This is a genomic window from Amycolatopsis sp. NPDC104587, from assembly GCF_055583645.1.
Genome location: NZ_JBVJNO010000007.1, coordinates 334,710 through 358,293, shown reverse-complemented (window position 1 = coordinate 358,293; position 23,584 = coordinate 334,710). Strand labels below are relative to the sequence as shown.

The window sequence follows — 23,584 nt, the reverse complement described above, 5'->3', positions numbered from 1 at the left end:
GTGCGTTCGTGGGTTCCCAGGTGCCGGTGTGGATACCGATCGTCGTCGCGTTGGTCGGCCTGGCCGGCGTGCTCCTCACGCAGGTCCTCTCGGGCCGGCGCGAGACCAAGCGGATGACCGAGGACGCGGCCCGCGAGGAGCGCCGCTGGCAGCGCGAACGGGAGGCCCGCGCGCACGAAACCCGCGCCGAGGCCTACGCCCTGCTGCTCGGCGCGCTGGAGGCGTTCGACGGCGTGCTGTTCCAGGCCCGCCTCGTCCGCGAGACGGGTAAGCCGCTCGACGAGCACCTGACCGCCGAGCTGCGGGAGGTCCGCAGCGAGACCCAGCACGCACTCGGCCCGGCCGCCCTGCACGCCCCGGAGGCGGTCCGGCGGCTGGTCAGCGACGCCGCGCTGCCGCGGATGCGGCTCACCACCATGCTGCTCGACCCGGACGACGACAGTGCGAAGACCCGGCCCGCGTGGGACGCGGGCCAGCGCGGCTACCGCGTCATGCGCGCCCGGATGCGGCAGGACCTCGGGTACGACGCGGAGCCGGTGGAAGAGCTCTACGACGTTCAGCCGACCGTGGTCAGCTCGTCGTCCGAGAGCACCTTCGAGCCGGCCGTCACGACCAGCCGGCCGCCGGAGACCTGATAGGTGTAGTCGCCGTTCGTCGCGACGAAGCCGTCACCCGAAGCTTCGGCGGGCAGGAGGATGTGGGTCTCGTCCGACGCCGCCTGCCCGCGGGCCTGGCCGTCGTAGAAGACGCGCCCGTCCGGTGTCTTGCAGATGGTGATGAGCGACTTCCCGGTCTGCGCGACCAGCAACGCCGTCCCCGTGCCGCCCGGCAGGTACCGGGCGGCGTCCCCGGGACACGGCTTTGCGGCCGGGGTGGCCGAGGTGGACGTCGACGGCGGGGCCGGCGGCGGGGTCAGGGCGTTCGCGGTCGTGACGACGGTCTTGGTCGTCGGCAGCGCGGGGGTCGTGTACTCCGGGAACGGCCCGGACGCGGCCGGCGCCGGCTTCGGGCGCCCGGCGAACAGCAGCACCCCGGCCACCGCGACCCCGGCGACCAGCATCAGGGTGAGCAGCACCCACAGCGCCCGCACCCGGGCCCGGCCGGGGGCCAGGCTCGAGCAGGTGCGGCACCGCTGCGCCGCGGCTTCGTTGCCCGCGCCGCACTGCGGACACGTCCAGGGGGAACCCGCCATCGGGCCTCCTCAGCCCCGGCGCCACGCCACGCCGGCCCCTTCATCGTCACCGACGAGGGCGCTCACTGCAACGGCCGGTCACCCCTGCTGGACGACGTTGACCATCCACGGGATGCCGAACTTGTCGACGCAGGCGCCGAATTCGTCGCCCCACATCTGCTTTTCGAACGGAACCGTCACCGTGCCGCCCTCGCTCAGCTTTTCCCAGTAGCCGCGGAGGTCTCCGGCGTCGTCACCGCTGAGGCTCACCGAAATGTTCGTGCCCGGGTTGTGCTCCATCCCGGCCGGGGTGTCGGACGCCATCAGCGTGAAGCCGTTTTCGGACTCCAGCTGGCCGTGCATGATCTTCTGCGCGTCCGCCCCTTCGGGTGAACCGAATTCCCCGAACGTGTTCAGCTTGAGGGTGCCGCCGAAAACGCTCTTATAGAACTCCATCGCCTGGCGCGCGTCGTCGCGGAAGCTCAGGTACGGATTCAGGACGGAAGCCATCGTGATCTCCTTCGCTTGAAGAGAGCCGCATCTTCGCAGAAGGCGACGACCTCGCCAAACGCGCGAATTTCAGACCACGAAGCGCCGGTTCGCGGCCGGTTCCAACGGCAGCGCGCCGTGCAGCGCGGACCGGGCGCGCAGCTCCAGCGCACGGTCGAGGGGCCGGGCCCCGGCGGCCGCGGCGGGGTGGAACGTGCCGCGGTCGAACAGGTAGACCAGCGCGAGCTTCCGGTCTCGGCGCCCGGTCGGCTCGGCGAACTCGACGGTCGCGGACCGCAGGCAGCCGCCGTAGCCGGCCCGGGACAGCCGGTCCGCGACGTCCACCAGGTCGCCGGTCAGCACGCGCAGGTCGCGGTTGCGCCGCCAGCACCGGACCGTCGAGCGGCCGTCGAGGTCCTGGGTCACCAGCGGGTGCACCGGCAGCCGCGCCGACGTCGCGGCGATCAGCTCCGCTTCGGTGCGGGCCAGCGCGTCGCCGTCCACCCGGAAGCCGACGGTGCCGCCGCCGGTGGGCGTGAGGCCCAGCGCGGCGCGCAGCCGCGGGGCGGCCGCGGCGAGGGTGTAGAGGGTCTGCAGGTGCGGACGGGACGTCCAGCAGCGGACGAGCTTGCTGTCCAGCAGGGTCACGGGGTGGTGTCCTATCTCCGGTCGAGAAGACCGCCGGACCGGGCGCACTGGCAATGTCCACAGTGGACGTCAGGCGCGGGGACGCGGGGTCGGAAAGGACAGCATGCGCCCGCGGCGGCCCGTTCCGCTCCGGAACCGGGCGATCACGCGGCGAACGGCACCGGCGCGCCGCCGAACGGTCCGCGCGGGTCCGGTTGCGCCGATCAGCGGTAGGCCTTCGTCCCTACGCGACCGAGATGACGACCTTCCCGAAGTTCTTCCGGCTCTCGAAGTGCCGGAAAGCCGCCTCGGCGTCCTCGAACGGGTGAACGCTGTCGACGACCGGCTCGAGCGGCCGGACCGCGAGCCACCGGAGCAGGTCCTCGGTGTCCTCGCGGCTGCCCACCCAGATCTTGCGGATGGTCGCGCCGCTGCGGAACAGGTCCATGAAGTCCACCGGCGCGCCGCCCGAGCCGACGAACCCGACGAGCGCGATCTCGGCGTGGTGCGTCCCGGCCGCGACGAGCGACTGCGCGAAGGTGCCGGGCCCGCCGACCTCGACGATGCGGTCCGCGCCGCGGCCCCCGGTGGCGTCGAGCACGGCCTTGCCCCACTCCGGCGTCGCGACGTAGTCGATGACGACGTCCGCGCCGAGCTCGGTCAGCTTGGCCGCCTTCTCCGCGCTCGACGTCGTCGCGACCACGCGGGCGCCTCGCGCCTTCGCCAGCTGCAGGGCGAACAGCGAGACCCCGCCGGTGCCGAGGGTGAGCACGACGTCGCCCGGCGCGCAGCCCTTCAGCGACGTCCACGCGGTGACGGCCGCGCACGGCAGCGTCGCCCCCTGCTCGAAGCTCACCGAGTCCGGCAGCGCGACCAGCGCGTGCTCGGGGACGGCGCGGTATTCGGCGAGCCAGCCGTCCTGGCCGTTCCCGTACCCGGTCAGCGTTTCCGGCAGCCGGCCGGCGATCCAGGCCGGGTGGAAGCTGGTGATCACGCGGTCGCCGGCGGAGAACCGCGTGACGCCTTCGCCGACCGCGGCGACCTCACCGGCGGCGTCGGAGACCGGGATGAGGCTGCCGGCGGCGTTGACGAAGTGGTCGCCGTTGAGGATGAGCAGGTCGCGGTAGTTCAGCGAGGTCGCGCGGACCCGCACGAGCACCTCACCGCGCTGCGGCTCGGGAACGGCCTCCTGCCGCTGGACCAGGCGGCCGGCTTCGGAACGGTAGACGCGCACCGCGGAACTCCCTCATGTTAACCGATTGGCTAACATCGACCATGGCACAGCTCGCCGCGGCCCGGCAACCGGGGATACTCGGGGCATGGCCAGCCGCACGTCGACCCCCCTGGACCACCCGGCCCTCGAGGACGTCTCCTTCCCCGAGGCGCTGGAGGCACTGCGCGACCCGTACCGGCTGGCGATGGTCGCCGCGCTCGCCCGCGAACCCGGCCAGTCGTGCGGCGCGATCATGCCGCCGGTCAGCAAGCCCGCGGCGTCGCGGCACTTCAAGATCCTCCGCGCGGCCGGCCTGCTGAAGCAGTGGGACAGCGGCACGCAGCGGCTGAACGCGCTGCGTCGCGAGGAGTTCGACGCCCGCTTCCCCGGCCTGCTCGACCTCGCCCTCGCCGAAGCCGCGCGGGGCTGATCCCGACTTCGCCTCCCCTTCTTCGCCAACCAGACATTTAGCATTGCTAATAGTTCTGGGTCAGAGCTACCTTGGGGACATGACCGAACTCGCCGAACGGCTGCTGGGCGCCGTCCAGGGCCTCCGCCGGGTGGTGCGCCGCCGGGTGCGCGCCGACGTGCCCGGTTTTCCCCTGCCCGGCGCGCAGGTGGAGGTCCTGCGGGTGGTCGCCGACCACCCCGGGGTCGGCGTCGCGGCGGCCGCCCGTGAGCTGCACCTGGCGACCAACTCGGTCAGCACCCTGGTGAACCAGCTCGTCGAAGCCGGGCTGCTGCGCCGCGAACCCGACCCGGACGACCGGCGCGCGACCCGGCTCGAGCTCACCCCCGCGGCCACCGGCCGGATGGCGGCCTGGCGCGGCGCCCGGATCGAGCTCGTCGCCGACGCCCTCACCGGACTGTCCGAAGAGGACACCGCCGCGATCGAACAGGCGTTGCCGGCACTGGAGAAGCTCATGGGCATCCTGAAGGAGCAGCCATGACCGAACCCGCGGTGCGCTGCACCGGCGTGAGCCACTCGTTCGGCACGACGCGCGCCGTGGACGGCGTCGACCTGGAGATCCCGCCCGGCGAGGTGTTCGGCCTGCTCGGCCCGAACGGCGCCGGCAAGACCACCACACTCCGGATGATCACCACGCTCCTGCCCGCCACGCCGGACCGGATCACCGTCTTCGGCATCGACGTCGCGCGCCGCCGGATGGCCGTGCGACGGCTGATCGGCTACGTCCCGCAGCAGCTCTCGGCCGACGGCGCGCTAACCGGGCGCGAGAACGTCTCGCTGTTCGCGCGGCTCTTCGACGTGCCGCGCGCCGGACGCGCCGAGCAGGTGCGCAATGCCCTCGAGCTGGTCGGGCTTGTCGCCGACGCCGACCGCACCGCCAAGACGTACTCCGGGGGCATGATCCGCCGCCTCGAGCTCGCCCAGGCGCTGGTCAGCTCGCCGCGGCTGCTCATCCTCGACGAGCCGACGATCGGGCTCGACCCGGTCGCCCGCTCGTCGGTGTGGGAGCGGATCGCCGAGATCCGCGCCGCGACCGGCATGACCGTGCTCGTCACGACGCACTACATGGACGAGGCCGAGCAGTACTGCGACCGCGTCGCCCTGATGCACGCCGGCCGGATCCGCGCGCTGGGCACCCCGGCCGAGCTGGAGGCCGGGCTCGGCCCGGAGTCCACTTTGGACGACGTGTTCCGCGAGGTCACCGGGAACCGGCTCGAGAGTGCCGAAGGAGGGATCCGCAGTGTCCGTGCCACTCGCCGCACCGCCCGCCGTCTCGGCTGACCCCGGCCCGCTGGGCCGGCTTCGCGTGCTCGTCGACCGCGTCGGCGCGATGTGCCTGGTGGAGCTGCAGAAGCTGCGCCGCGACCAGACCGAACTGCTCACCCGCGCGATCCAGCCCGCGCTGTGGCTGCTGATCTTCGGGGAGACGTTCACCCGGATCCGGGCGATCCCGACCGGCTCGACCCCGTACCTCGACTACCTGGCGCCGGGGATCCTCGCGCAGTCGGCGCTGTTCATCGCGATCTTCTACGGCATCCAGATCATCTGGGAGCGCGACGCGGGGGTGCTCGCCAAGCTCCTGGTGACCCCGACCCCGCGGGCGGCGCTCGTCGCGGGGAAGGCGTTCGCCGCCGGTGTCCGCGCGCTCGTCCAGGCGCTGATGGTGCTGATCCTCGCCGCGCTCCTCGGCGTCGGGCTGACCGCGAACCCGCTGAAGCTGCTCGCGATGGCCGTGGTGCTCGTGCTCGGGTCGGCGTTCTTCTGCTGCCTGTCGATCGTGATCGCCGGGATCGTGCTGTCCCGCGAACGGCTGATGGGCATCGGGCAGGCGATCACGATGCCGCTGTTCTTCGGCTCGAACGCGCTGTACCCGGTGGACCTGATGCCCCCGTGGCTGAAGGTGCTCAGCCACGTCAATCCGCTCAGCTACCAGGTCGACGCGCTGCGCGGGCTGCTGATCGGGACGCCGTCGCACCTCGGGCTCGACTTCGCCGTGCTCACCGGGGCGATGGCCACCGCAATTCTAGTCGCTTCGGCGCTGCTCGGCAGGTTGGCCCGATGAGGCACATGTCTCACCGAACGGAAGCTTTATCGGGAAATGCCTAATCTCGATTCCGTGAATCGTGGCCGGGGCGTGGTCCCCTTTGTCGGATTGTGTCTGCTCGCCGGAATTCTGGTGGCCGGAACGGTGGCGCCCGCCGCCATCGGCGCCGGCCTGCTGTCGAACCAGGTCAGTGATTCGGTGGACACGATTTCCGCGCAGCTGGCGGCCGCCGACCCGCCGTTGACGACCACGGTGACCGACCGGGACGGCACGCCGATCGCGACGCTGTACGCGCAGTACCGCCTCCCGGTGACCTCGGCCGGGATCGCGACGACAATGAAGGCCGCCATCATCGGCATCGAGGACCGCCGGTTCTACACCGAAGGCGGCGTCGACGTGCAGGGCATGCTCCGCGCGGCGGTCAACGACAGCGCCGGCGGCTCACTGCAGGGCGCGTCGACGATCACGCAGCAGTACGTCAAGAACTACCTCGTGAACGTCGTCGACCGGAACAACCCGATCGCGCAGCAGCAGGACCGCGAGGACTCGCTCGCGCGCAAGCTGCGTGAAGCGAAAATGGCCGTCCAGCTCAACGACACCACGAGCAAGGACGACATTCTGGCGAACTACCTCAACGTGGTCGAATTCAGCGGAACCGTGTACGGGGTCGGCGCCGCGGCGAAAGCCTATTTCGGGACGACGGCGGACAAACTGACCGTGCCGCAGGCGGCGTTGCTCGCCGGAATGGTGAACAACCCCAGCGTCTACAACCCGTACACCCACGCGGACAAGGCGCTGCAGCGCCGGAACCTCGTCATCGACGCCATGGTGAGCAACGGCTCGCTCCCGGCGTCCTACGCGCCGACGGCCAAGGCGGCGCCGCTCGGGCTGCTGCCGGACGGGCCGGTCACGCCGTCCGGCACGTGCATGGGCGCGGCGCCGGACGCGGGGTTCTTCTGCGCCTACGCGGAAAGCTACCTCGTGCACGCCGGCATCACGGCGGACCAGCTGGCCACCGGCGGCTACACGGTCAAGACGACGCTCGACCCGCGCGTCTCGCAGGTGACCAAGGACGCCGTCGACGCGAACGTGCCGACGACGCAGGACGGCGTGGCCAACACCTTCGCCGTCGTGCAGCCGGGCGCGGCCGGGCACCAGGTGCTCGCCATGGTCGCGAACCGCAACTTCGGCACGGACCCGGCGCGCGGCGAGACGTCCACGGACATCGTCGCGGACGCGAGCAACGAGTTCGGCGCGGGCTCGTCGTTCAAGATCTTCACCTCGGCCGCCGCGCTCGTCACCGGCAAGGCGGGCCTGGAGACGCCGTTGCCGAACCCGGACAGCCAGTGCTTCGCGCCGCCGAACGCCGACAGCCACACGGCGTGCTACACGGTCCACAACGACGGGCACTACGCGGACCCGATCAGCCTGGCCGACGGCCTGGCGACGTCGCCGAACGTCGCCTTCGTCGGGCTGGAGAACCAGGTCGGGATGCCCGCGGTGCTCGACATGGCGCGGAAGCTGGGGCTGCGGAACACCCTCGCGACCAACGACGCGGGCGCCGTGCCGAACCCCGCTTCGGGCAACCCGCAGTACAACGAGCCGCAGTCGAAGTACTTCCAGAACCTGCTGTCGTTCACCCTCGGCAACAGCCCGGTCAGCCCGCTGGAGATGGCGAACGTCTCGGCGACGCTGATGAGCGGCGGCGTCTGGTGCCCGCCCAACCCGATCCTGTCGGTGACCGACCGGAACGGGAACGCCGTGCCGGTGTCGCAGCAGCCGTGCGAGCAGGTGATCCCCACCGGCGTCGCGAACACCCTCGAGGCGGGGCTGAGCAAGGACACCACGGACGGCACGTCGGCCCAGGCCGCCCACGCGGCCGGCTGGACCCGCCCGGACATCGGCAAGACCGGCACGACGCAGCAGAGCGAGTCGGTGGCGTTCGTCGGCGGGGTGGACGGCTACGCGGTGTCGTCGATGGTCTTCGCCGACGGCTCGCACCCGCGGGAGATCTGCCCGGGCACCCCGGTGCACCTGGGCAACTGCGGCCACGGCGCGTTCGGCGGCACGGTCGCCGCGCCGCCGTACTTCCACGCGATGAGCGAGCTGCTGGCCGGCGTGCCGGACCAGCCGATCCCCGGGCCCGACCCGGCGTACCTGACCGCGCGGAACTAGCGCGGTTCGAGGAACACCAGCGGGATCTCGCGCTCGGTCTTGGTCTGGTACTGCGCGTAGTTCTTGAACTCGGCGGCGATCTTCGGCCACAGCCGCGCCCGCTCGTCGGCGTCGGCGACCCGCGCGCGCATCGGACGCTTCGGCGCGCCCTTGAGCGACACGTCGACCTCCGGGTTGTCGCGCAGGTTCAGGAACCACGCGGGGTGCGTGTCGTCGCCGCCCCGCGAGGCCACGACGACCAGCGCGTCGCCCTCCTGGTGCGGCGAGGTCAGCAGCACCGTCCGCGGCTGCCCGCTCTTGCGGCCGACGGTGGTGAGCTCCAGCACCGGCATGGCGGCCTGCCAGCCGACCCGGCCGCCGCTGAGCTTGATCAGGCCGCGGTGGACGGCGTTCATCGTCTTCAAGGCGCGATCACTTGGCATGATCACAACCTAGCCCCGCCCGGCGGCGCTCACCCTTCGGCCCGTATGTCCACTTTGCCCGGTACTGGTCCCGGCCGGTTCTCCCAAAGCGCCACGGAACGCGGCGGCGGTGTGCGACGCTGCGCGGCGAACGCAGGACCGAAAGAGAGAAGACCGATGCTGATCTGGGGCTGGCGGACACGGATCTACGTGCTCGCGATGACGACCTTCCTGTGTGGCCGGTGTGGCAACCCCGCCTCGCACGCGGTGCGCAAGGCGGTCACGAAGTTCACCCTGTTCTTCATCCCGCTCTTCCCGATCGGCGTCAAGTACACGGCCCAGTGCACGTTCTGCGGCATCGAGAACCGCATCCCGAAGGAGGACGCGGTTCGCCTGCAGGCGCAGGAGGAGCAGGGCCAGCAGGCCGGTTCCGGGTACCCGCAGGGGGGCGAGCAGCCGCAGCACCCGTCGCAGGGGTTCGCGCAGCAGCCTCCGTCGCAAGGGTTTCCGCAGCAGCAGCACCCGTCCCAACCGCACGGATTCCCGCAGCCCTACCCGCAGCAGGGCCAGCCGGGCCAGTTCCCGCAGCAGGGCCACTGACCGTTCCCGTCACGGCGGTCGGGCCGGAGCCTGACCGCCGCTGACTGGGTTGTTTCGGCGCTCAACGGCGCGAAGCCCGCTTTCCGCGCTCCCCGGCGAGGCCGCTTTCCACGCTCACCGGCGCGAAGCCCGCCTTCTCCACGCTCACCGGCGAGGCCGCTTTCCACGCTCACCGGCGCGAACACACGTCCGGACCCGCCGCCCGTCAGGCACCAACCGGCGCGAAGGCGGCAGTCCGGCGGGCAACCCGGACCGCCGTCGCGGCGAACCGGCCGTAAACCGCGGCGACGAGCGCGATCTCCACCGCCACACCAGCCCCACGCGGCCCATCGGCCCCACCCGCCCACGCTCGCAGCTCCCGCTCAGCCGCGGCGACGAGCGCAACCGCCTCATCGAGCCCCGCGGCATCCCCGCCGTCGAGCAGCTCCCGCAGCTCCCGCGCCGCGGCCACCGCGTGCGAACCCAGCCGGGCGAGCACCGGCCGGGCCGCGTGCGGAACGGGTCCCCGCGGCTCGGCGACCTCCCGCGCAAGACCACCCATCCGAGTGAGATCCGCGGCGGTGTGCACGGCGGCGACCACCGCCTTCACCTCCCTCTCCCGCGGCGCGTGCAGGGCCAGCAGCGCACACGCCTGGTCCTCGCACGCGGCGCCCAGCGCGGCGACCGCGGCAGCGTTTTCCCGCGCACGTCCGCCCAGCGTGTGGTCACTTTCGAGGACCGAGCGCGTGGCCTCGTCGAGCGTGCTCGCGACGAGCGCGCACAGGTCCGCCGTGCGGTGGGCCAGGGTGACGAGCTCCTTCTGAAACGCCGTCGGCATGGCGGCAGGAAACCAGCCCGGCCGGGTGTCGGCATCTTGTCGCCCGGCCCGGAACTGTCGGACCCCCGTGCTCTCCTCATCGGCGAGAGCGGTGCACCCCGCACCCGGAGGAGAAGGAGAGCCCGATGGCAGGCGAAACGACGGTCACGGTGGTCGGCAACCTGACGACCGACCCCGAGCTGCGGTTCACCCCGGCCGGCGCGGCGGTCGCGAACTTCACGGTCGCGTCCACGCCCAGGGTGTTCGACAAGGAGTCGGGCACCTGGCGCGACGGCGACCCGATGTTCCTGCGCTGCAGCCTGTGGCGGCAGTACGCGGAGAACGTCGCGGAGTCGCTCGGCCGCGGAACGCGCGTCGTCGTGCACGGCCGGCTGAGACAGCGGTCGTACGACACGAAAGAGGGCGAGAAGCGCACGGTGACGGAGCTGGACGTCGAGGAGATGGGCCCGGCGCTGCGGTACGCGACGGCGAAGGTCACGAAGCTGAGCCGCGCGAGCGCCGGCGAAGGCAGTAGTTCGTGGACACCGGAGCCGGCGATCGCGGGGGTGCCGTTCTAGGCCCCATCCGTTCACGTCCGGCGCACGAATGACGGTCGACGGAGAATCGACCGGGCTTGGACGACCGGCGGCGACCATCAGAAGGACGCCGTGGCCGAACTGCCTCCGGATGGACTGTCGAAATCCCGTCAGCCGGTTCGACGCATGAGTAGGACGATGCCGAGCCACGAGCGGGAGGGACCGAGATGAACGGGAACGACCAGACCGGATCACCGGCCGTGCGACCGATGGTGAACCGCCGGATGCTCTCGATGCTGCGAGCGGTCGGCGCGGGCCGCGGCTGCGTCTCGTGCAGCAGCGAACCCGACTTGTTCATCGACGGCCTCTCCTGCGGCGACCAGTTCGCCGCCCACGCGCTGGCCCACCAGGGCCTGGTCTGCGCGGCCCAGCCGGGCCTCCCGGGCGAGCGCGTCCCAGCCCGCCTGACAGCGGCAGGCGAGGCGATCGTGAACGCGGAGCAGCAACAGGCCGCCTGAGGCGACGGCCCGACGTTTGACAACTCCAGAAGGCAACGGCGCTCAACGCCCGGCCCTACCGCCGCACGCACCGCCCACCACGGGCAGGTTGCGCGGCACCCGGTCCCCCACCGGTGCCGGGCACACTCACCGGCCCACCGCCGCACGCACCGCCCAAACCAGGGCCAGGTTGCGCGGCAGCCTGGCCTTCACCCACCCCGGCGAAGGCGAGCCACCACACTGCCCGGCCGGGCCCACCGGCTCGCCGCCCAGCAGGTCGCGCCACACTCAGCCCACCCACGCCGAGCACTCCCCTGCCGTACGCACCGCCGAACCACGGCCAGGTGACACGGCCCACCTCGCGCCCCACCCGAGCCCGGCGAGCCCCCGATCCCCACCCACCCGGCGCCCCGCAACCCGGCCCGCCGACCGAAACCCACCCCGAACCGCGACTACCGTGGCGCACATGAGCAACACCGAGGCCGACCCCGCCGCGCTCGCCTGTGCCGACCGGCCCGCGGCCGCCGACCCCGACCGCCCGGACGTCCAGATCCTCACCCCGCGCGACGTCCCCCTCGGCGGCCCGCGGGCCATGCGGGTCCGCCGGACCCTCCCCCAGCGGGCCCGCTCGCTGATCGGCGCCTGGTGCTTCGCCGACCACTACGGCCCGGACGAGGTCACCGAGCCGGGCGCGATGGACGTCGCCCCGCACCCGCACACCGGTCTGCAGACCGTGAGCTGGCTCTTCGCCGGCGAGATCGAGCACCGCGACAGCCTCGGCACCCACGCGATGGTCCGGCCCGGCGAACTGAACCTGATGACCGGCGGCCACGGCATCTGCCACTCGGAGGTCTCGACCGCGGCCACGAAGACCCTCCACGGCGTCCAGCTCTGGGTGGCGCTGCCGGAACGGCACCGGCACGCGGCCCGCGCCTTCGACCACTACGTCCCGTCGGTGAACCGCATCGAGGGCGCCGAGATCCGGGTCTTCCTCGGGTCGCTGGCCGGGCGGACGTCGCCGATCCCGGCGTTCACCCCGCTGCTGGGCGCGGAGCTCGTGCTGGCGCTGGACGCCCACATGTCCCTCGGCGTCGACCCCCGGTTCGAGCACGGCGTCCTCGTCGACACCGGTGACGTCGACGTCGCCGGCACCCGGGTCCGGGCCGCGGAGCTGGGTTACCTCGGCACCGGCCTGCGTTCGCTGACCCTGAGCAACCGCGGTTCGACGCCGGCCCGGTTCCTGCTGCTCGGCGGCACACCGTTCGACGAAGAGATCCTGATGTGGTGGAACTTCGTCGGCCGGACCCACGAGGAGATCGCGGCCTTCCGCGAGGCCTGGCAGGCGGAGTCCGACCAGTTCGGCAGCGTCACCGGCTATGCGGGCACCCCGCAACGGCTGCCGGCGCCCGCGTTGCCCGCGGTCCGCATCAAGCCGCGCCGCAACCCGGGTTCAGGCCAGGAACCCGGCCACGGCTGAGCCGAACGCGGCCGCGTCGTCAAGCCACGGGTAGTGCGCGACCCCGGGCAGGACGACGGCCCGGCCGTCCGGGAACAGCGCGGCGAAGTCGGCGGCCACGGCCGGGCTGACGATGAAGTCCAGTTCGCCGGACAGCACCAGCACAGGCGCGGTGACGGCCCCGAGCGCGGCCCGGGTGACCTCGGGTTCGAAGGCGCCGGCGGAGTTGTAGGTCCGCGCGGCGACGCCGTTGCGCTGGCCGGGTTCGGTGGCCTGGTGCCGTCGGGCGGCGGCGTCCCAGCGGCCGTAGTACATCGGCGCCACGGCGGCCCAGTCGGCGCTGGTCGCGGTCCGGGCGGCGATCGCCTCGTACGCCGCGGCCGCGTCGTCGAACCAGGGCGCGCCGGCGCGCCGCGCCATGATCCGCCGCCGTTCGGCGACCGGCAGCTCGAACCCGACGGTCCGCGGGCTCGGGGCGATCAGCGCGAGCCGGCGCAGGCGGCCGGGGTACCGGGCCGCGTAGCGGACGGCCAGGCTCGCCCCGGCCGAGTGCCCCAGCAGGTCGAACCGCTCGAGGCCGAGGTGCTTGCGCAGTGCCTCGACGTCCTCGATCTGGCGGTCGCACCGGTAGGTCGCCGGGTCGGCGGGCTCCTCGGAGTCCCCGGTGCCCCGCAGGTCCAGCACGGCAAGACGACGGCGAGCACCCAGCCCGCCGAGGTCACCGAGGTACGTCCCGGCCCGCATCGGCCCGCCAGGCAGGCACACGACCGGCGGTTCGGCGCCGGACCCGGCGAGGTGGACGGCCAGCCCGGTCCCGTCCGGCGCGGAGAAGATCGGCATTCCCGACCCTGACACTCCCCGCGGCGCCGGGCAACCCTCGGACAGCGGCGTCACTGCTCCCGCGCGAGGTACGCCTCCAGCGTCGCGAGCCGGTGTCCGCGGGCGAACTGCTCGACCTCCGCCGGCTCGCTCCCGCCTTCGATCAGCTCGAGCAGCCGCTCGTGCTCCTCGACCGATTTCGGCGCGCGGCCCGGCACTGACGAGAACGTGCTGTCGCGGACGGCGGCCAGGCGGGTCCAGCACCGCTGCACCAGGTCGACCAGGTTCGGGTTCGGGCAGGCGCTGAACAGCACCTCGTGGAACTCGGCGTTCAGCGCGGTGAACGCGAGCGGGTCGAACTCGGCGAGGCTGCGGCGCATCCGCTCGTTCAACGAGCGGGCCCGCGCCAGCGCGTCCGGGGTGAGCAGCGGCGCGGCCAGCCCGGTCGCGGCGCCTTCGACGATCGCGACCGTCTGCATCGCGTGCCGGTAGGCGGTGGGGTCGATGGCGACGACCCGGGCGCCGACGTTCCGCTCGAACTGGATCAGCTCTTCGGCCTCGAGCCGGCGCAGCGCCTCGCGGACCGGGACGGCGCTGACGTCGAGCTCGCGGCCGATCTGGTCGAGCACCAGCCGGTACCCCGGGCAGTAGCGGCCGTCGAGGATCCGGGCCTTGATCGTGTCGTAGGCCAGCTGGGACTTGGTCACGGCCGGCCTTCCGGCGGAGGCGCTGATCATGTAGGAAACCATATATTGTCTCGCCGACGGACGACGCCCAGGAGGCCGTGCCGATGCCGATGTCCCAGCCCGCTCCCACCGCGGCCGACCTGATCGTCGACGGGCTGCGGGCCCACGGTGTGGACACCGTCTTCGGTCTGCCGGGCGTGCAGACCTACGAGCTGTTCGACAGCCTCGCCCGCACCGAGGGCGGGATCCGGGTGATCGGCGCCCGGCACGAGCAGACCGTGGCGTACATGGCCTTCGGGTACGCCCAGGCGACCGGGCGCACCGGCGTCTACAGCGTGGTGCCGGGCCCCGGGGTCCTCAACGCCTCGGCCGCGCTCCTCTCGGCGCACGGGGCGAGCGCGCCCGTCCTGTGCCTGACGAGCGAGATCCCGCGCGCCTACCTCGGCCGCGGGCTCGGGCACCTGCACGAGATGCCCGACCAGCTGGCCACCCTGCGGACGATGACCAAGTGGTCGGCGCTGGTCGAGCACCCGGCCGAGGTCCCGGACGCGCTGGCGACCGCGTTCCGGGAGGCGGCGGGCGGGCGGCCACGGCCGGTCTCGCTGGCCGTGCCGTGGGACGTGCTGGGGCTGCGTGCGCCCGCCGAGGTGGCCGGCCCGCTGCCGCTCCCCCGCCCGGCCGTCGACCCGGTCGCCGTGGCCGAGGCGGCGGAGCTCCTGGACCGCGCGAAGCACCCGATGATCATGGTCGGCGGCGGCGCCCGGCACGCGGCCGCCGAGGTGCGGGCGCTCGCCGAGCGGCTGCAGGCGCCGGTCGTGCCGTTCCGCGGCGGGCGCGGCATCGTGGGTGACGACCACCCGCTCGGCTTCACCTGCGCCTCCGGGTTCGAGCGGTGGGCCGAGACCGACGTCGTCGTCGGGATCGGGTCGCGGCTGGAGCTGTCCTGGTTCCGGTGGCCGGACAAGCCCGCGGGCCTGAAGACGATCCTGCTCGACATCGACCCGCGGCAGGCGACCCGGCTCGAGGCGGACGTCACGATCGTCGCCGACGCCGCCGACTCGACGGCCGCGCTGACCGAAGCCGTAGGTCCGCAAAGGACGGATCGGACCGCGGAGTTCACCGCGCTGAAGGCCGCCGTTGCCGAGCGTTTCACCGACGTCGGGCCGGAACTGGAGTACCTGCGGGCGATCCGGGACGTGCTGCCCCGCGACGGTTTCTTCGTCGAGGAGATCTGCCAGGTCGGCTTCGCTTCCTACTTCGGCTTCGAGGTCTACTCGCCGCGCACGTTCGTCACCTGCGGCCACCAGGGCACCCTCGGCTTCGGCTACCCGACCGCGCTCGGCGTGCAGGCGGCCCACCCCGGCCGGCCAGTGGTTTCGGTGGCCGGCGACGGCGGCTTCATGTTCGCCGCGCAGGAGCTCGCGACGGCCGTCCAATACGGACTGAACGTGGTGGCGGTCGTGTTCGACAACGGCTACTACGGCAACGTCCACCTCGACCAGGAGCGGCTGTTCGAGGGCCGGGCGCTGGGCGGGCGGCTGCGGAACCCGGACTTCGCCCGGCTGGCCGAGACGTTCGGCGCGCTCGGCCTGACCGCGCGCACCCCGGACGACCTGCGCGGCGCGCTGGAGAAGGCGTTCGCCGCGGGCCGGCCGGCGTTGGTGCACGTGCCGTGCGAACTGGGTGTCGGCGCGTCGCCGTGGAAGTACCTGATGCCGAAGTCGGACCGCAGCTAACCGGCGGCCACGCGCGCCAGCGCGGCGAACACCCGCTCGACGTCGGCCGGGGTCGTCCGCCAGTTGCTGAAGGCCGCGCGCAACGCGGGGCGGCCGGCGTACACGGTCGGGGTCAGGAACGTCGTCCCGTCTTCGGTGATGGCGCGGACCAGGGCGTCGATCCCGTCCTGGGTGACGTCGGCGGTGGGGCCGAAGCAGACGACGTTGAGCCGCACCGGCGCGAGGAGCCGCCAGTGCGGGGAAGCGTCGATCCGGCTGCCGAGGTCACGGGCGAGCGTGATGCAGCGCTCGACGATCTCGCGGTGCCCGTTCCGGCCGTAGGCCACGAGCGAGAACCAGGCCGGGAGGGCGCGCAGCCGCCGGGAGTTCTCCGGGGTGAGGTGCAGGAAGTCCGGGGTCTCGCCGATTTCGCCGAGGTAGGCGGCGTTGTTGCTGAACATCCGCAGCTGCAGGTCGCGGCGCCGGGTGAACTGGACGGCCGAGTCATAGGGCACGTTGAGCCACTTGTGCAGGTCGACGACCACCGAGTCGGCCGCCGCCAGGCCCGCGACCAGCGCCGCGTGCTCCGGGGCCAGTGCGGCGAACGCGCCGAAAGCGGCGTCGACGTGCAGCCAGAAGTCGTGGTGCTGCTTGAGTTCCGCGATAGCGCTCAGGTCGTCGAAGTCGACGGTGTTCACCGTGCCCGCGTTCGCGACGACGATGGCCGGCCCGTCGAGCGTCTCGAGGACTTCGGCGAGCTTCGCGACGTCGATGGCTTCGCGGTCCGGCAGCACGGGAATCCTCCGCAGCGCGGACCTGCCCATTCCGAGGAACGACAACGCCTTCAGGATGCTCGAATGCGGTGAGCCGGACAGGGCGGTGACGGGGCCGAGCGCGGCAGCGCCGTCTTCGGAGACCGAGATGCCGTTCCGCTCACCGAGCCATTCCCGCGCGATGGCGAGGCCTGTCACCGTGGACATCGTGGCGCCGGTGACGAACGCGCCGGAGAACTCCGGGCCCAGCCCGAACAGCTCGGCCAGCCAGCCGACGGTCTCGCGTTCGAGGTCCTGGGCCGAGGAGTCCAGGCCGCTGGCGGGGTTCTGGTCGTAGGCCGCGGTGAGCCAGTCGCCGGCCAGGGACGCCGGGGTCGCGCCGCCGGTCACGAACCCGAGGTAGCGGGGACCCGCGCTGCCCGCGAAGCCGGGCTCCCAACGCCGCGAGAACTCCTCCAGCGCCCCGCGACCGCCGACACCGTGGAGCGGCAGGGCCGCCCGCGCGATCGCGGCCGGTGAGACGGCGGCCGCCCGGTCCGGCAGCCCGGCGAGCGCCTCGCCGGCGAGTTTCCTTGTGGCGTCGAGGAGATCGGGCAGGGAGTTCAGGTCTTCGGCGAGCCTCGGGTCCATCTCCCCGACGCTAGGCCGGGCACCACCCGCTGTCGCGGGCCAATCCCCCAAAACTGGCCCCCTCACCAGTCCCGCCCCACCGTGTCGACCCCCCAATCACGCGTGTCGTCCCTCCAGGCACACGTGATGCCCCTTCAATCACGCGAGATGCCCCCTCAATCACGCGAGATGCCCGCGCAGTCACGCGAATCGGCGGTCCAAGAACGCGAACCGACCCCTCCCGGCCCGCGGTCCGACTCGCGAGGCACGCGAACCGACCGCTCCCGGCACGCGAGGCACACGAACCGCCCGTCCCCCGGCGCGCGCACCGATCCCGCGGACACGCGAAGCCCGCGGGATCGGCCCCACCCGAAGTACCGCTCAACGACGCCGGAGCCGCCGGACCCGCCCCTCGGCCGGGTCGAACGTGACCCGGCGCAGCGGCCCGGTCAGCAACAACACGACCGACAACGCCGACAACGCGGCCAGCACCATCGCGGCGACGAACTGGGCGGCGCCGGACGTCGCCGTGCCGAGGACCGCGAAACCGAACAGCACCACCGCCGGTGGGGCGAGCACGCCGCACAGCACCGGGATGGGCGGGACCCGGTCACCGTCGGGGCGGCGGGCGGACACCACCGCCGCCCCGGCGCAGGTGACCGCGGCGACCAGGAGGCAGCCGCCGACGGTGTCGCTCAACCGGTGCCAGCCCAGGGCCACGGCCGCGGCCGAGACCCAGGCGACGACGACTCCGCCCGCGACCAGCGTCGGCAGGCGGAAGCGGCGGGGCACCACGATCGCGAGCGCCACCAGCACAGCCATCGCCGCGCTGACGTGCCCGCTCGGGAAGCTGTTGTGGCTCGCGACGCCGAGCCGCTCTCCGGTGCTCGGCCGGTCCAGCACGTACAGCTTGAGCAGCTGGGCCACCACCAGGGGCGCGGCGAGCAGGAGCAGGGCCGTCACGCCGAGCGCGAACCGGCGGCGCAGCAGGGAGATCACGACGAGCAGGACCGCGACGCCGCCGAGCACGACCACCAGGTCCAGCTCCGCCAGGGGTGTCGCCCAGTTCACCGTGTGGCCGGCGGACTGAGCACTGCGGACGACGCCGTTCTCGACGCCGCGGCCGGCTTCCGTGCGCACGAAGAGCAGGTAGGCCGCGACGAAGGCGAGCGTGAACCCGGCCGCGCTCGCGGCGAGCACCGCCGTGCGGGACACGGCCCGGGTCACGAGCGCGTGGCGGCCGGTGCCGGTCGAAGGGGCGACGGGTGCCGCCTCGAAGAAGATCACTGCCATGTCCCCGAGTCTGGAGACGGCATTTCGAGATCCCGTCAGCACGATGTCATGGTTTTGCTACAAGATCGGCCCGGGTCGCCACGACGTGCGCTTTTCCGAATAATGGCGCCGTGGCCGAGGTACTGGTGGTAGAAGACGACGCGGCGGTGCGGGAAGGACTGCAGCTGGCCCTGCGGCGGCAGGGACACGTGGTGCACACCGCGGAATCCGGTGAGCTCGGCATCGAGGTGCTGGTGCACCACCGGCCCGACATCGTCGTGCTCGACCTGATGCTGCCCGGCATGGACGGCTTCGAGACCTGCCGCCGGATGCGGGCGTCCGGGCCGGTCCCGATCATCATGCTGACCGCGCGCAGTGACGATTTCGACGTCGTGGCCGGGCTCGAAGCGGGCGCCGACGACTACGTGGCCAAGCCCGTCGAACCGCGGGTGCTGGACGCGCGGATCCGGGCCGTGCTGCGCCGGGCGGTCAGCGAGGCGCCGGCCGGGCCGCCGCCGGCCGCGGAACGGCACGGCGACCTGGTGATCGACCGGGCCGGGCTCGAGGTGACCAAGCGCGGCGCGCCGGTGTCGCTGACCCCGACCGAGCTGAAGCTGCTGCTGGAGCTCTCGCGCACGCCCGGCCAGGTGTACAGCCGCCAGCAGATCCTCTCCGCCGTCTGGGACCACGACTACCTCGGCGACTCGCGGCTCGTCGACGCGTGTGTGCAGCGGCTGCGGGCGAAGATCGAGGACGTGCCGGCGAAGCCGGAGCACGTGCAGACCGTCCGGGGGTTCGGCTACCGGTTCGGCCGGTCGTGAAGCGGCTCCGCTCGTGGCTCGCGGGGCTGAGACCCCGACTGGTCGCCGCCTTCGCGGTGATCATGATCCTCGGCGCCACCACCGCGGCCGGCGCGAGCTACGTCACCGCGCGCACCGCCATCCTGGAGGGCATCCAGGACCAGACGATGCTGAAGCTGCGCGACCAGATCGTCGCGTACCTGCCGACCGTGTCGCTGCCGCCGTCGCAGGCCACGCTCGACGCGTTCGCGACGGCGCTCAAGTCCAGTGACGCGCTCGTCGTCTACCGCGACCTGCACTCGACGTCGGGCATCCCGCCGGAGATCGTGCCCGTCGAGCTGCGCCGGGCCGTGGCGAGGAGCACGAACATCCAGTTCCAGCGAGTCGACGCCCAGGGGTTCCCGATGTTCTTCGTCGGGATCCCGGTCCAGTCGACGAGCGGCACGTCGACCGGGCTCGAGGTCTACGCGGGGGTGCCGCTGACCCAGCAGGCGGCCGCGGTCGACGAGCTGGCCCGCCAGGCGTGGGTGTACTCCGCGCTCGCCCTGCCGGTCGCGGTCGCGGTGGCGCTGCTGGCGGCGCGGCAGGTGCTGCGGCCGGTGCGGGCGCTGAACACCGCGGCGAACCAGCTCGGCCGGGGCCGGCTCGACGTGCGGTTGCGCGTCACGGGCGCGGACGAGCTGGCGGAGCTCGTCACGACGTTCAACAACACGGCGGCGGAGCTCGAGCGCACGGTCGGCACGCTGCGCGCGATGGAGGCCGACGCGCGGCGGTTCGTCGCCGACGTCTCGCACGAGCTGCGGACGCCGCTGGCGGCGATGAACGCGGTCACCGACGTCCTCGACGAGGACGCCGAGCAGCTGCCGCCGGACACCGCGGTCGCCGCGCGGCTCGTGTCGGCGGAGACGCGGCGGCTGACCCGGCTGGTGCAGGACCTGATCGAGATCTCCCGGTTCGACGCCGGACGCGCCGAGCTGCGCCGGGAGGAGCTGGACGTCGCCGCGGCGGTCACCGACAGCCTCGCCGCCCGCGGCTGGGAACCGGGCGCGGACCTGGTCGCGGACCTGCCGTCCGGGATCGCGGCGCGGCTGGACCGGCGGCGGCTGGACATCGTCGTGGCGAACCTGGTCGGCAACGCGGTGCGCCACGGGGCGCCGCCGGTCGAGGTGGTGCTGCGGCAGGAGCGCTGGGACGTGGTGCTCACCGTCAGCGACCACGGCCCGGGCATCCCGGAGGCGGTGCTGCCGCGGGTGTTCGACCGCTTCGCCAAGGCCGACACGGCGCGGGCGCGGTCCGAGGGCAGCGGGCTGGGCCTGTCGATCGCCCGGGAAAACGCGCGGCTGCACGGCGGGGACATCGTCGCGGCCAACACCGGCTCCGGCGCCCGGTTCGAGCTGCGCCTGCCGCGGGACTCGTCGTGAAGCGGCTCTTCGTCCTGGTCACGGTGCTGCTGCTGGCCGGCGCGTGCGGGGTCAAGCCGACCGGGGCCGTCCCGGCCGGGCCGGCGCCGACGCTGCGGAACCCAGGCGGCGGTGGCACGGACGTGACCCTCTACTTCGTCATCGACGGGCGGGTCACCCCGGTGACGCGCCGGACCGGCGGCCCGGTCGGTGTCCCCACGGCGCTCTCGATGCTGCTGGGCGGGCCGACCTACGAGGAGCAGGCCAGCGGGTACGCCACGATGCTGCCGCAGTGGACCGGCCCGATCACCCTGAACCCCGGGCCGCCCGCGGTGATCACCGTGGACTTCCCGCTGAAGCAGCTCACGTCGGTCGGGACCAACCAGCTGGTCTGCACGGCGTTCGCGGCGCTGGCCGCCGAAAACCGGTACTCGGTCGACGGCACGATCACCCTCGACGGTTCGGACGGCGGGGAGCCTGGTCTGACCTGTCAGGCGTTCTGAGCCGCCGGCACCGTGGCCGAGGCGACGAACAGCGGGATCGCGAGGAAGAACCGGCCCGCCGCCACCCGCGCGGCCTGCTCCGCCCGCCACGTCTCGACCTGGGTTTCCGTCGCGACACCGGCCGGGCGGGCCGCGGCGGCGAGTCCGTCGAGCAGGGGCAGCAGGGTGCCTTCGGTGTCGACCATCGTCCTGACCTCGACCGCGATCTCCCCGAACCCGGCGTCGACGAGCAGGGCCTGGTACTGGCGTGCCGCGCGGGGACCCGCGACCGTGTCCGCGCGGGCGTGGACGATCGCCCGGGTCAGCGCCGGGCGGTCCGAGTCGAGGACCAGCGTGTCCCAGTCCTGGCCGCAGAGCACCACCCGGCCGCCCGGCTCGAGCACCCGCCGGGCCTCCGCGACCGCCGCCGCCGGGTCGGTGAGCTCGTGCAGCATCTTGTCGGCGCGGTAGCCGCGGAACCCGCCGTCGGCGAACGGGAGCCGGAGCACGTCGGCTTCGACGAACGCGAAGCCGCGGGTGCGGGCCGCCGCCGGCATCCGCGGGTCCCGGTCGGCGCCGACCGCCTGGATCCCGCGGGCACGCAGCTCGGCGACGGCCCGGCCTCCGCCGCAGCCGACGTCGAGCACCCGGTCACTCGGCCGGCAGCGCAGCAGCTCGTACGTCACCTCGCGCACCTCGGTCGCGCCGGGCTGTGCGTCGGCCCGGTCGAGCCGGGCCGGCAGCGGGTGTTCGGGGGCCATGCCCCCTATCGTCGGACCTCACGGTGGCTTGAGGTCAAGGAAAACCTCAGCCCGGGTACGGGCGGACCAGCCGGGCTTCGGCCAGCGCCCGGGCCCACCAGCCGAGCTGGTCGAGCAGTGCCTTCGCCGCGACGGCCGCGCCGTCGTCCTTCGGCACGCCGTCGGACCCGAACCGCGCGTGGGCGCCGTGGAAGCTCACCGTCTCGCGGATCGTGACCGCGTGGAGCTCGGCGAACACCGCCCGCAGGTGTTCGACGGCGCGCAGGCCGCCGGAGATCCCGCCGTAGCAGACGAACGCGACGGGCTTGGTCGTCCATTCGGCGCGGTGCCAGTCGATGGCGTTCTTCAGCGAGGCCGGGTAGCTGTGGTTGTACTCCGGGGTGACGACGACGAACGCGTCCGCGGCCTCGAGCCGCGGGGTCACCTTCGCGACCTCGGCGACGACCGCGGCCGGCGGCGTGGCGCCGAACGCCGGCATCACCAGCGGCAGGTCGGGCTCGATGAGGTCGACGACGTCGACCTCGAACCCGCCGTGCTCGCCCGCGACCCCGGCCAGCCAGTCCGCCACCACCGGGCCGAACCGTCCTTCCCGGACACTTCCCACGATCACCGCGACCCGTACGGGAGCTTCGGACACACTTCCTCCTTGACACAGCGGCATTATTGCCGTCCGCGCCAGGATGAGACCTCAAGCTCGCTTGAAGTCAAGCACGCAGCTGTGGTTGGCTGGGACCATGGTGAACGCCACAACCCGGACCCTGCCGGACTTGACGGTCGGCGAGCTCTCCCGCCGCAGCGGGGTGCCCGCGTCGGCCCTGCGGTTCTACGAAGACGAGGGGCTCATCCGCAGCCGCCGCACCGCCGGGAACCAGCGCCGCTACTGCCGCGACGCGCTGCGGCGGGTGACCTTCATCCGGATGTCCCAGCGGGTCGGGATGCCGCTCTCGGCGATCCGGGAGGTGCTCGCCCTGCTGCCGGACGACCGCACGCCGACGCGCGCCGACTGGGCGCGGATCTCGCGGTGCTGGCAGGACGACCTCAACGCGCGGATCCGGCAGATGGAACAGCTGCGTGACCAGCTGGGCGACTGCATCGGCTGCGGCTGCATGTCACTGGCGAAGTGCCGGCTCGCCAACCCGGGCGACCGGCTCGGGGCCGACGGCCCGGGTCCGCAGCGGCTCGCCGACCACCGCGGTGACGGCTACGAAGACTAGCGGCGTTCGAGCAGGCCTCGGATGAACATCGCCTGCCCGGCGTGCTGGATGTCGTCGTCGAGGACGCTGACCAGCCGCACGCCCAAGGTGACCGGCGGGTCCCAGGCCTCGTCGACGACCCGGTCGAGCTTCGCGCCGTCGAGCCCTTCGAGGAACTTCACGGTCTGGTCGTGGACGTCGTCGTAGTAGCCGGTGAGCAGGCCGGGGTCGCTCACCCGCACTGCCTCGACGTCCGCCGGGCGGTGGCCGTAGCCGGTGTCGCCGGCCGGGAACGGCAGGCCGAACCGCGAAAGCCAGTCCCGGCCGGTCCACACCTGCTCGGTCCCGGCCACGTCGGCGACGTGGTCGTCCTGGACCCGGGTCAGGTGCCACACCAGCCAGGCGATCGAGTTGGCCTCGTCGTCCAGCCGGGTCCGGAGCTGCTCGGCGGTGAGTCCTTCCACCGCCGCGTGCACGTTCTCCCGGACCCGGCCGAAGCCGTCGACGAGCAGTTCGGCCACGTTCATCCCGCTTGCCTCCCGTTGCTGGTCCCGTTCACCGGCGTGCTACCCGATCATGCCCGCCGGCAAACGGTTCCCG

The 23,584-nt window shown here is 72.8% G+C and carries 28 protein-coding genes; 15 read left to right on the top strand and 13 right to left on the bottom strand.

Annotated elements, in window-relative coordinates; translation table 11 throughout:
- Window positions 1-8 precede the first annotated feature (8 nt).
- Window positions 9-635: a hypothetical protein gene (locus ACZ61C_RS23695; protein ID WP_465309973.1), complete on the top strand. Its 627-nt coding sequence runs from the start codon at window positions 9-11 to the stop codon at window positions 633-635.
- On the opposite strand, the gene ACZ61C_RS23690 is transcribed toward ACZ61C_RS23695, so the two are convergent.
- From ACZ61C_RS23690 to ACZ61C_RS23675, 4 genes are all read right to left on the bottom strand, one after another.
- Window positions 557-1,192, bottom strand: coding sequence for a zinc finger Ran-binding domain-containing protein (locus ACZ61C_RS23690; protein ID WP_465309972.1), 636 nt, complete (start codon window positions 1,190-1,192; stop codon window positions 557-559). The genes ACZ61C_RS23695 and ACZ61C_RS23690 overlap by 79 nt on opposite strands.
- A gap of 78 nt (window positions 1,193-1,270) precedes the next feature.
- Window positions 1,271-1,681 (bottom strand): VOC family protein, encoded by a 411-nt coding sequence (locus tag ACZ61C_RS23685; RefSeq protein ID WP_465309971.1) that lies wholly within the window; start codon window positions 1,679-1,681, stop codon window positions 1,271-1,273.
- 69 nt (window positions 1,682-1,750) lie between these two features.
- Window positions 1,751-2,308, bottom strand: coding sequence for a PspA-associated protein PspAB (pspAB, locus tag ACZ61C_RS23680; protein WP_465309970.1), 558 nt, complete (start codon window positions 2,306-2,308; stop codon window positions 1,751-1,753).
- Between the two features lie 223 nt (window positions 2,309-2,531).
- Window positions 2,532-3,521, bottom strand: coding sequence for a zinc-dependent alcohol dehydrogenase family protein (locus tag ACZ61C_RS23675; RefSeq protein WP_465309969.1), 990 nt, complete (start codon window positions 3,519-3,521; stop codon window positions 2,532-2,534).
- A gap of 85 nt (window positions 3,522-3,606) precedes the next feature.
- Between ACZ61C_RS23675 and ACZ61C_RS23670 the strand changes: the two genes are divergently transcribed.
- From ACZ61C_RS23670 to ACZ61C_RS23650, 5 genes are all read left to right on the top strand, one after another.
- Window positions 3,607-3,930 (top strand): ArsR/SmtB family transcription factor, encoded by a 324-nt coding sequence (locus ACZ61C_RS23670; protein WP_465309968.1) that lies wholly within the window; start codon window positions 3,607-3,609, stop codon window positions 3,928-3,930.
- 79 nt (window positions 3,931-4,009) lie between these two features.
- The gene (locus ACZ61C_RS23665) at window positions 4,010-4,450 is read left to right on the top strand and encodes a MarR family winged helix-turn-helix transcriptional regulator (RefSeq protein WP_465309967.1); all 441 of its coding nucleotides are present in this window, start codon (window positions 4,010-4,012) and stop codon (window positions 4,448-4,450) included.
- Entirely contained in the window at window positions 4,447-5,250 is an 804-nt protein-coding gene (locus ACZ61C_RS23660) for an ABC transporter ATP-binding protein (RefSeq protein WP_465309966.1), read from the top strand. Before ACZ61C_RS23665 ends, ACZ61C_RS23660 begins: the two co-directional genes overlap by 4 nt.
- The gene (locus ACZ61C_RS23655) at window positions 5,210-6,031 is read left to right on the top strand and encodes an ABC transporter permease (RefSeq protein WP_465309965.1); all 822 of its coding nucleotides are present in this window, start codon (window positions 5,210-5,212) and stop codon (window positions 6,029-6,031) included. Before ACZ61C_RS23660 ends, ACZ61C_RS23655 begins: the two co-directional genes overlap by 41 nt.
- A 36-nt stretch (window positions 6,032-6,067) precedes the next feature.
- Window positions 6,068-8,188, top strand: a complete 2,121-nt coding sequence (locus tag ACZ61C_RS23650; protein WP_465309964.1) for a transglycosylase domain-containing protein — start codon at window positions 6,068-6,070, stop codon at window positions 8,186-8,188.
- Here ACZ61C_RS23650 and ACZ61C_RS23645 read toward each other — a convergent pair.
- A complete protein-coding gene (locus tag ACZ61C_RS23645) occupies window positions 8,185-8,610 on the bottom strand; it encodes a nitroreductase/quinone reductase family protein (RefSeq protein WP_465309963.1) in 426 nt (141 codons plus the stop codon). The two genes, ACZ61C_RS23650 and ACZ61C_RS23645, sit on opposite strands and share 4 nt — an antisense overlap.
- 156 nt (window positions 8,611-8,766) lie before the next feature.
- Here ACZ61C_RS23645 and ACZ61C_RS23640 point away from each other — a divergent pair, with 156 nt between their 5' ends.
- Entirely contained in the window at window positions 8,767-9,189 is a 423-nt protein-coding gene (locus ACZ61C_RS23640; RefSeq protein ID WP_465309962.1) for a zinc ribbon domain-containing protein, read from the top strand.
- A gap of 205 nt (window positions 9,190-9,394) precedes the next feature.
- Here the strand turns inward: ACZ61C_RS23640 and ACZ61C_RS23635 are convergent, their stop codons facing one another.
- Window positions 9,395-10,006, bottom strand: coding sequence for a PhoU domain-containing protein (locus ACZ61C_RS23635; protein ID WP_465309961.1), 612 nt, complete (start codon window positions 10,004-10,006; stop codon window positions 9,395-9,397).
- A 125-nt stretch (window positions 10,007-10,131) separates the two neighbouring features.
- Between ACZ61C_RS23635 and ACZ61C_RS23630 the strand changes: the two genes are divergently transcribed.
- From ACZ61C_RS23630 to ACZ61C_RS23620, 3 genes are all read left to right on the top strand, one after another.
- Window positions 10,132-10,563, top strand: a complete 432-nt coding sequence (locus ACZ61C_RS23630; protein ID WP_465309960.1) for a single-stranded DNA-binding protein — start codon at window positions 10,132-10,134, stop codon at window positions 10,561-10,563.
- A 185-nt stretch (window positions 10,564-10,748) separates the two neighbouring features.
- Window positions 10,749-11,039, top strand: a complete 291-nt coding sequence (locus ACZ61C_RS23625) for a hypothetical protein (RefSeq protein WP_465309959.1) — start codon at window positions 10,749-10,751, stop codon at window positions 11,037-11,039.
- A 445-nt stretch (window positions 11,040-11,484) separates the two neighbouring features.
- Entirely contained in the window at window positions 11,485-12,495 is a 1,011-nt protein-coding gene (locus tag ACZ61C_RS23620; protein ID WP_465309958.1) for a pirin family protein, read from the top strand.
- Here the strand turns inward: ACZ61C_RS23620 and ACZ61C_RS23615 are convergent.
- Both ACZ61C_RS23615 and ACZ61C_RS23610 read right to left on the bottom strand, forming a co-directional pair.
- Window positions 12,469-13,314 (bottom strand): alpha/beta fold hydrolase, encoded by an 846-nt coding sequence (locus ACZ61C_RS23615; protein ID WP_465309957.1) that lies wholly within the window; start codon window positions 13,312-13,314, stop codon window positions 12,469-12,471. The two genes, ACZ61C_RS23620 and ACZ61C_RS23615, sit on opposite strands and share 27 nt — an antisense overlap.
- 50 nt (window positions 13,315-13,364) lie before the next feature.
- Complete coding sequence (locus tag ACZ61C_RS23610) at window positions 13,365-14,042, bottom strand: GntR family transcriptional regulator (RefSeq protein ID WP_465309956.1); 678 nt, start codon at window positions 14,040-14,042, stop codon at window positions 13,365-13,367.
- A gap of 41 nt (window positions 14,043-14,083) precedes the next feature.
- On the opposite strand from ACZ61C_RS23610, the gene ACZ61C_RS23605 reads away from it, so the two are divergent.
- Window positions 14,084-15,715, top strand: a complete 1,632-nt coding sequence (locus tag ACZ61C_RS23605; protein WP_465309955.1) for a thiamine pyrophosphate-dependent enzyme — start codon at window positions 14,084-14,086, stop codon at window positions 15,713-15,715.
- Here the strand turns inward: ACZ61C_RS23605 and ACZ61C_RS23600 are convergent.
- Window positions 15,712-17,097 (bottom strand): pyridoxal phosphate-dependent decarboxylase family protein, encoded by a 1,386-nt coding sequence (locus ACZ61C_RS23600; RefSeq protein WP_465309954.1) that lies wholly within the window; start codon window positions 17,095-17,097, stop codon window positions 15,712-15,714. The two genes, ACZ61C_RS23605 and ACZ61C_RS23600, sit on opposite strands and share 4 nt — an antisense overlap.
- Before the next feature lie 360 nt (window positions 17,098-17,457).
- Entirely contained in the window at window positions 17,458-18,369 is a 912-nt protein-coding gene (locus tag ACZ61C_RS23595; RefSeq protein WP_465309953.1) for a phosphatase PAP2 family protein, read from the bottom strand.
- Window positions 18,370-18,479: 110 nt separating this feature from the next.
- Here ACZ61C_RS23595 and ACZ61C_RS23590 point away from each other — a divergent pair, with 110 nt between their 5' ends.
- From ACZ61C_RS23590 to ACZ61C_RS23580, 3 genes are all read left to right on the top strand, one after another.
- Complete coding sequence (locus tag ACZ61C_RS23590) at window positions 18,480-19,169, top strand: response regulator (protein WP_465309952.1); 690 nt, start codon at window positions 18,480-18,482, stop codon at window positions 19,167-19,169.
- 62 nt (window positions 19,170-19,231) lie between these two features.
- On the top strand, window positions 19,232-20,569 hold the full coding sequence (locus ACZ61C_RS23585; RefSeq protein WP_465310219.1) for an ATP-binding protein: 1,338 nt from the start codon (window positions 19,232-19,234) through the stop codon (window positions 20,567-20,569).
- Window positions 20,566-21,051: a hypothetical protein gene (locus ACZ61C_RS23580; RefSeq protein WP_465309951.1), complete on the top strand. Its 486-nt coding sequence runs from the start codon at window positions 20,566-20,568 to the stop codon at window positions 21,049-21,051. The genes ACZ61C_RS23585 and ACZ61C_RS23580 overlap by 4 nt, the downstream gene beginning before the upstream one ends.
- On the opposite strand, the gene ACZ61C_RS23575 is transcribed toward ACZ61C_RS23580, so the two are convergent.
- Both ACZ61C_RS23575 and ACZ61C_RS23570 read right to left on the bottom strand, forming a co-directional pair.
- Window positions 21,039-21,791, bottom strand: coding sequence for a methyltransferase domain-containing protein (locus tag ACZ61C_RS23575; RefSeq protein ID WP_465309950.1), 753 nt, complete (start codon window positions 21,789-21,791; stop codon window positions 21,039-21,041). The two genes, ACZ61C_RS23580 and ACZ61C_RS23575, sit on opposite strands and share 13 nt — an antisense overlap.
- A 46-nt stretch (window positions 21,792-21,837) precedes the next feature.
- A complete protein-coding gene (locus ACZ61C_RS23570) occupies window positions 21,838-22,428 on the bottom strand; it encodes an NADPH-dependent FMN reductase (protein ID WP_465309949.1) in 591 nt (196 codons plus the stop codon).
- A gap of 97 nt (window positions 22,429-22,525) precedes the next feature.
- Between ACZ61C_RS23570 and soxR the strand changes: the two genes are divergently transcribed.
- Window positions 22,526-23,005: a redox-sensitive transcriptional activator SoxR gene (soxR, locus tag ACZ61C_RS23565; protein WP_465309948.1), complete on the top strand. Its 480-nt coding sequence runs from the start codon at window positions 22,526-22,528 to the stop codon at window positions 23,003-23,005.
- On the opposite strand, the gene ACZ61C_RS23560 is transcribed toward soxR, so the two are convergent.
- Entirely contained in the window at window positions 23,002-23,511 is a 510-nt protein-coding gene (locus ACZ61C_RS23560; protein ID WP_465309947.1) for a mycothiol transferase, read from the bottom strand. The two genes, soxR and ACZ61C_RS23560, sit on opposite strands and share 4 nt — an antisense overlap.
- Between the last annotated feature and the right edge of the window lie 73 nt (window positions 23,512-23,584).

Bases quoted from the DNA above. Each gene is read 5' to 3' on its own strand.
- ACZ61C_RS23690 (WP_465309972.1), bottom strand. From the start codon at position 1,192: ATGGCGGGTTCCCCCTGGACGTGTCCGCAGTGCGGCGCGGGCAACGAA.
- ACZ61C_RS23685 (WP_465309971.1), bottom strand. From the start codon at position 1,681: ATGGCTTCCGTCCTGAATCCGTACCTGAGCTTCCGCGACGACGCGCGC.
- ACZ61C_RS23670 (WP_465309968.1), top strand. From the start codon at position 3,607: ATGGCCAGCCGCACGTCGACCCCCCTGGACCACCCGGCCCTCGAGGAC.
- ACZ61C_RS23665 (WP_465309967.1), top strand. From the start codon at position 4,010: ATGACCGAACTCGCCGAACGGCTGCTGGGCGCCGTCCAGGGCCTCCGC.
- ACZ61C_RS23660 (WP_465309966.1), top strand. From the start codon at position 4,447: ATGACCGAACCCGCGGTGCGCTGCACCGGCGTGAGCCACTCGTTCGGC.
- ACZ61C_RS23650 (WP_465309964.1), top strand. From the start codon at position 6,068: ATGCCTAATCTCGATTCCGTGAATCGTGGCCGGGGCGTGGTCCCCTTT.
- ACZ61C_RS23645 (WP_465309963.1), bottom strand. From the start codon at position 8,610: ATGCCAAGTGATCGCGCCTTGAAGACGATGAACGCCGTCCACCGCGGC.
- ACZ61C_RS23640 (WP_465309962.1), top strand. From the start codon at position 8,767: ATGCTGATCTGGGGCTGGCGGACACGGATCTACGTGCTCGCGATGACG.
- ACZ61C_RS23635 (WP_465309961.1), bottom strand. From the start codon at position 10,006: ATGCCGACGGCGTTTCAGAAGGAGCTCGTCACCCTGGCCCACCGCACG.
- ACZ61C_RS23630 (WP_465309960.1), top strand. From the start codon at position 10,132: ATGGCAGGCGAAACGACGGTCACGGTGGTCGGCAACCTGACGACCGAC.
- ACZ61C_RS23625 (WP_465309959.1), top strand. From the start codon at position 10,749: ATGAACGGGAACGACCAGACCGGATCACCGGCCGTGCGACCGATGGTG.
- ACZ61C_RS23620 (WP_465309958.1), top strand. From the start codon at position 11,485: ATGAGCAACACCGAGGCCGACCCCGCCGCGCTCGCCTGTGCCGACCGG.
- ACZ61C_RS23615 (WP_465309957.1), bottom strand. From the start codon at position 13,314: ATGCCGATCTTCTCCGCGCCGGACGGGACCGGGCTGGCCGTCCACCTC.
- ACZ61C_RS23610 (WP_465309956.1), bottom strand. From the start codon at position 14,042: ATGGTTTCCTACATGATCAGCGCCTCCGCCGGAAGGCCGGCCGTGACC.
- ACZ61C_RS23605 (WP_465309955.1), top strand. From the start codon at position 14,084: ATGCCGATGTCCCAGCCCGCTCCCACCGCGGCCGACCTGATCGTCGAC.
- ACZ61C_RS23600 (WP_465309954.1), bottom strand. From the start codon at position 17,097: ATGGACCCGAGGCTCGCCGAAGACCTGAACTCCCTGCCCGATCTCCTC.
- ACZ61C_RS23595 (WP_465309953.1), bottom strand. From the start codon at position 18,369: ATGGCAGTGATCTTCTTCGAGGCGGCACCCGTCGCCCCTTCGACCGGC.
- ACZ61C_RS23585 (WP_465310219.1), top strand. From the start codon at position 19,232: ATGATCCTCGGCGCCACCACCGCGGCCGGCGCGAGCTACGTCACCGCG.
- ACZ61C_RS23575 (WP_465309950.1), bottom strand. From the start codon at position 21,791: ATGGCCCCCGAACACCCGCTGCCGGCCCGGCTCGACCGGGCCGACGCA.
- soxR (WP_465309948.1), top strand. From the start codon at position 22,526: ATGGTGAACGCCACAACCCGGACCCTGCCGGACTTGACGGTCGGCGAG.
- ACZ61C_RS23560 (WP_465309947.1), bottom strand. From the start codon at position 23,511: ATGAACGTGGCCGAACTGCTCGTCGACGGCTTCGGCCGGGTCCGGGAG.